Raw genomic sequence first — 3,589 nt, 5'->3', positions numbered from 1 at the left:
TTGTTGATCACCACCGCGCGGGTGTTGAGATACGCGTCCAGCGCCTCCGGCCCGCCCTCGGTGCCATAGCCCGAATCCTTGATCCCGCCGAACGGCAGCTCCGCGGTGCCCGCTGCGGGCGTGTTGACCCACAACATGCCCACTTCCACCCGCCGCGCGAGCAGGTCCGCATTCGCCAGCGAGCGGGTGAAGGCATAGCCGGCGAGGCCGTAGGACAGGCGGTTCGCCTCCGCGATCGCCTCGTTCAGATCGTCATAGCCGCGGATCCCCGCGACCGGGCCGAACGGCTCCTCGTTGAACAGCTTCGCCTCCAGCGGCACGTCGGCGAGCACGGTCGGCGCCCAGTAATTGCCGGCATCGCCGATGCGCGCGCCGCCCGTCAGCACGGTGGCGCCCTTCGCCACGGCATCCTCCTGGAATTCGGCCATGGCGGCGAGCCGGCGCGGGTTGGCGAGCGGGCCCATTTCGGTGCCTTCCTCCAGCCCGTTGCCCACCTTGATCCCCTTGGCCAGCGCCGCCATCGCCTCGGCGAAGTCGCGCTTCACGCTGTTGTGGACCAGGAAGCGCGTGGGCGAGATGCACACCTGCCCGGCGTTGCGGAACTTGGCCCGGCCGACGCTCTTCACCGCGAGATCGAGGTCCGCATCCTCGCAGATGATGACCGGCGCATGGCCGCCCAGCTCCATCGACACGCGCTTCATCTGCTTGCCGGCGAGCCCGGCGAGCAGCTTGCCGACCGGCGTCGATCCGGTGAAGGTGATCTTGCGGATGATCGGGCTGGCGATCAGATATTCCGAGATCTGCGCCGGCTCGCCGAAAACGAGACCAAGCACGCCTTCCGGCAGGCCGGCATCCTGGAATGCGCGGATCAGCGCGGCGGGGCTGGCGGGGGTTTCCTCCGGCGCCTTGACGATCATGGAGCAGCCGGCGGCAAGGCCCGCGCCGATCTTGCGCACGATCTGGTTGATCGGAAAGTTCCACGGCGTGAAGGCGGCGACCGGGCCGACCGGGTCCTTCACCACCATCTGCCGGATCGACAGGTTCGTGCGGTGCGGGACGATCCGGCCGTACACGCGAAAGCCTTCCTCCGCGAACCATTCGATGATGTCCGCGGCGGCCATCGCCTCGCCCTTGGCTTCCACCAGCGGCTTGCCCTGTTCCTGCGTCAGCAGCGCAGCGATGTCGCCCGCGCGCTCGCGCATCAGGGCGGCGGCCTTGCGCATGATCGTGCTGCGCGCGGCGGGGGTATAATCGCGCCACACCTCGAAGCCGTGCTGCGCCGCCGCCAGCGCCGCGTCGAGATCGGCGATGCCGGCATGGGCGACCCGGCCGATCTCCGCCCCGGTCGCCGGGTTCTGCACGGCGAGCGAGCGGCCGTCGGCCGCGTCCTGCCAGCGGCCCTGGATGAATAGCTGCGTATCGGGGTAGGTCATGCTTTCTCCATGGGAAGGCGCGCCGGTGGGCGGCGCATCGTCGCGCCCCAGATAGCGACCGCGCCCGCCGGAATGTACCCCCCTTCCCCCCGCAAGCGCGGTTGCGCCCCGCGCTGGCGCGCGACAAGATGCGCTGCAACGGCAGCGGCGCCCGCGAAGGCAGCCCGCGCCGCGCGCGAGGGGATGACGCCATGACCGAAGAGATTCTCGAACCCGATCTGCCGATCATCGATCCGCATCATCACCTGTGGGATTTCACCCCGGCGCTGCCGCGCATGCCGGAAATCGCCCACCCGTTCGGCCGCATCACGCGTCAGAGCCCGCGCTATCTGTTCGACGAGCTGCTCGCCGACTGCCGCGGCGCGGGCCACAATGTGGTCGGCACCGTCTTTCTCCAGTGCGGCGCCTTCTACCGCGCCGATGGCCCGGCCGAGCTGAAGCCGGTGGGCGAGGTGGAATTCGTGAACGGCGTCGCGGCGCAATCGGCCAGCGGCGTCTATGGCCCGTTCCGCGCCTGCGCCGGGATCGTCGGCCAGGCGGATCTCACCCTGGGCGAAGGCGTCGGCGCGGTGCTGGATGCGGAGATCGCCGCCGGCAACGGGCGCTTTCGCGGCATCCGCCACATCGGCGCGCATGATCCCGATCCGGAGGTGCTGGGCCCGCTCGGCCACGCCCCGGCGAACCTTTATGCCGATCCGCGCTTTCGCCAGGGCTTCGCCGAACTTGGGCCTCGCGGCCTCACCTTCGATGCCTGGGTGGTGGAGCCGCAGATCGGCGAGGTCACCGCGCTCGCCCGCGCCTTCCCCGATCAGCCGATCGTGCTCGATCACGTCGGCACGCCGCTGGGCCTGGGCAGCTACGCCGGCCGCCACGACGATCGCTTCGCCGCGTGGCGGGCGGCGATCGGGGATCTCGCCACCTGCCCCAATGTCACGGTGAAGCTGGGCGGCCTCGCCATGCCCTTCTGCGCGCTGGGGGAGCTTGGGCCCGACCATCGCACGACCGCCGCCCGCCTTGCGGACCTCTTCCGCCCCTATGTCGAAACCTGCATCGCCGCCTTCGGCCCGGCGCGCGCGATGTTCGAAAGCAACTTTCCGGTGGATCGCTGGGGCGCCGATTACGCCACCTTGTGGAACGCCTTCAAACTGGTCGCCAGGGGCGCCAGCGCGGACGAGAAGCGCGACCTCTTCGCCGGCGCCGCCGCGCGCTTCTACAAGGTGGAGCATCTCCTCGCCTGACGCCGGCGTCGCAACCAGTGCATCAGCCCCGTCACGAACAGCACCGCCGGCATCAGCCCCATCAGCAGCGCCAGCACGCGCGTCGCCATGCCGCCCACCGTGCCGTCATGCAGCGCGCGTACCCACAGATTGACCTGCGCGCCCATCCCGCCGCGCCGCGCGTCATGCACGCCCAGCACCCGGCCCGTCACCTGATCGAGATACACATAGCTTGCCGGGAAGCGCGCATGCGGATCGCCGGGCACCTGATAGCGCGCGCGGATCGGCGCGCTGCCGCCGATCGGCATGTCGACGAACACCAGTCGCCCCTCGGGCAGCGCGCGCTGCGCCGCGTTCAGCGCCTGCACGATCGAAACCGGCCGCGCGCCCGCCGGCACCTTCGCCGATGCCGGCACCGCCGGCTTGCCCGGCGCCAGCAGCGCCTGCGTCACGTTCGGCAGCGCCAGCAGCACGCCCGTCCCTACCAGCACGACGAGCAGCAGCGCGCTTCCCACGCCGCTCAACTTGTGCAGGTCGCGCAAGCGGCGGATCGGCGCGGCATCGCGCTTGAACGCCAGCGCCTTGCGCCAGCTGCCACGCGGCCACCAGGCGGCCACGCCCGACACCAGCAGCACCAGCAACACGACGCCCGACCAGCCGACGATCTGAAGCCCAGGCTCGCCCGCCAGCAGCTCCATGTGCAGCTGATAGATCCAGCTCATCAGATAGCCGCCCCACCGCTCGACGCGCACGATGCGCCTGCCGTCGGGCGAAAACCACACCATCAGCCGCTCGGCATGGTGCCCCGGCATCGCCATTGGATAATAACGCGCCGGGATCGCGCCGCCCCCGCCGGTCACCTCGAACGTCCATTTCCCGCCCGGGTGACGAAAGCGCGCGCTGCCAGTTGCAAAGGCACGATCCAGCCGCTCCCCCAAC

At 70.4% G+C, this 3,589-nt stretch carries 3 protein-coding genes; 1 reads left to right on the top strand and 2 read right to left on the bottom strand.

The window, feature by feature from the left end:
- Positions 1-1,433: NAD-dependent succinate-semialdehyde dehydrogenase (locus AX702_RS16410; protein WP_066781343.1), on the bottom strand; the 1,433-nt coding region annotated here is incomplete at its 3' end.
- Positions 1,434-1,624: 191 nt separating this feature from the next.
- Here AX702_RS16410 and AX702_RS16405 point away from each other — a divergent pair.
- Positions 1,625-2,671 (top strand): amidohydrolase family protein, encoded by a 1,047-nt coding sequence (locus AX702_RS16405; protein ID WP_066781344.1) that lies wholly within the window; start codon positions 1,625-1,627, stop codon positions 2,669-2,671.
- On the opposite strand, the gene AX702_RS16400 is transcribed toward AX702_RS16405, so the two are convergent.
- The coding region (locus tag AX702_RS16400) for a PepSY-associated TM helix domain-containing protein (protein ID WP_066781342.1) at positions 2,644-3,589 on the bottom strand (946 nt) is incomplete at its 5' end. The genes AX702_RS16405 and AX702_RS16400 overlap by 28 nt on opposite strands.

Origin of the sequence: Sphingomonas sp. CCH5-D11, from assembly GCF_001557395.1 — a bacterium.
Taxonomy (GTDB): Bacteria; Pseudomonadota; Alphaproteobacteria; order Sphingomonadales; family Sphingomonadaceae; genus Sphingomonas.
This window is presented reverse-complemented; position numbering and strand designations above follow the sequence as displayed.

Coding starts and splice junctions, on each gene's coding strand:
- AX702_RS16405 (WP_066781344.1), top strand. CDS start 1,625: ATGACCGAAGAGATTCTCGAACCCGATCTGCCGATCATCGATCCGCAT.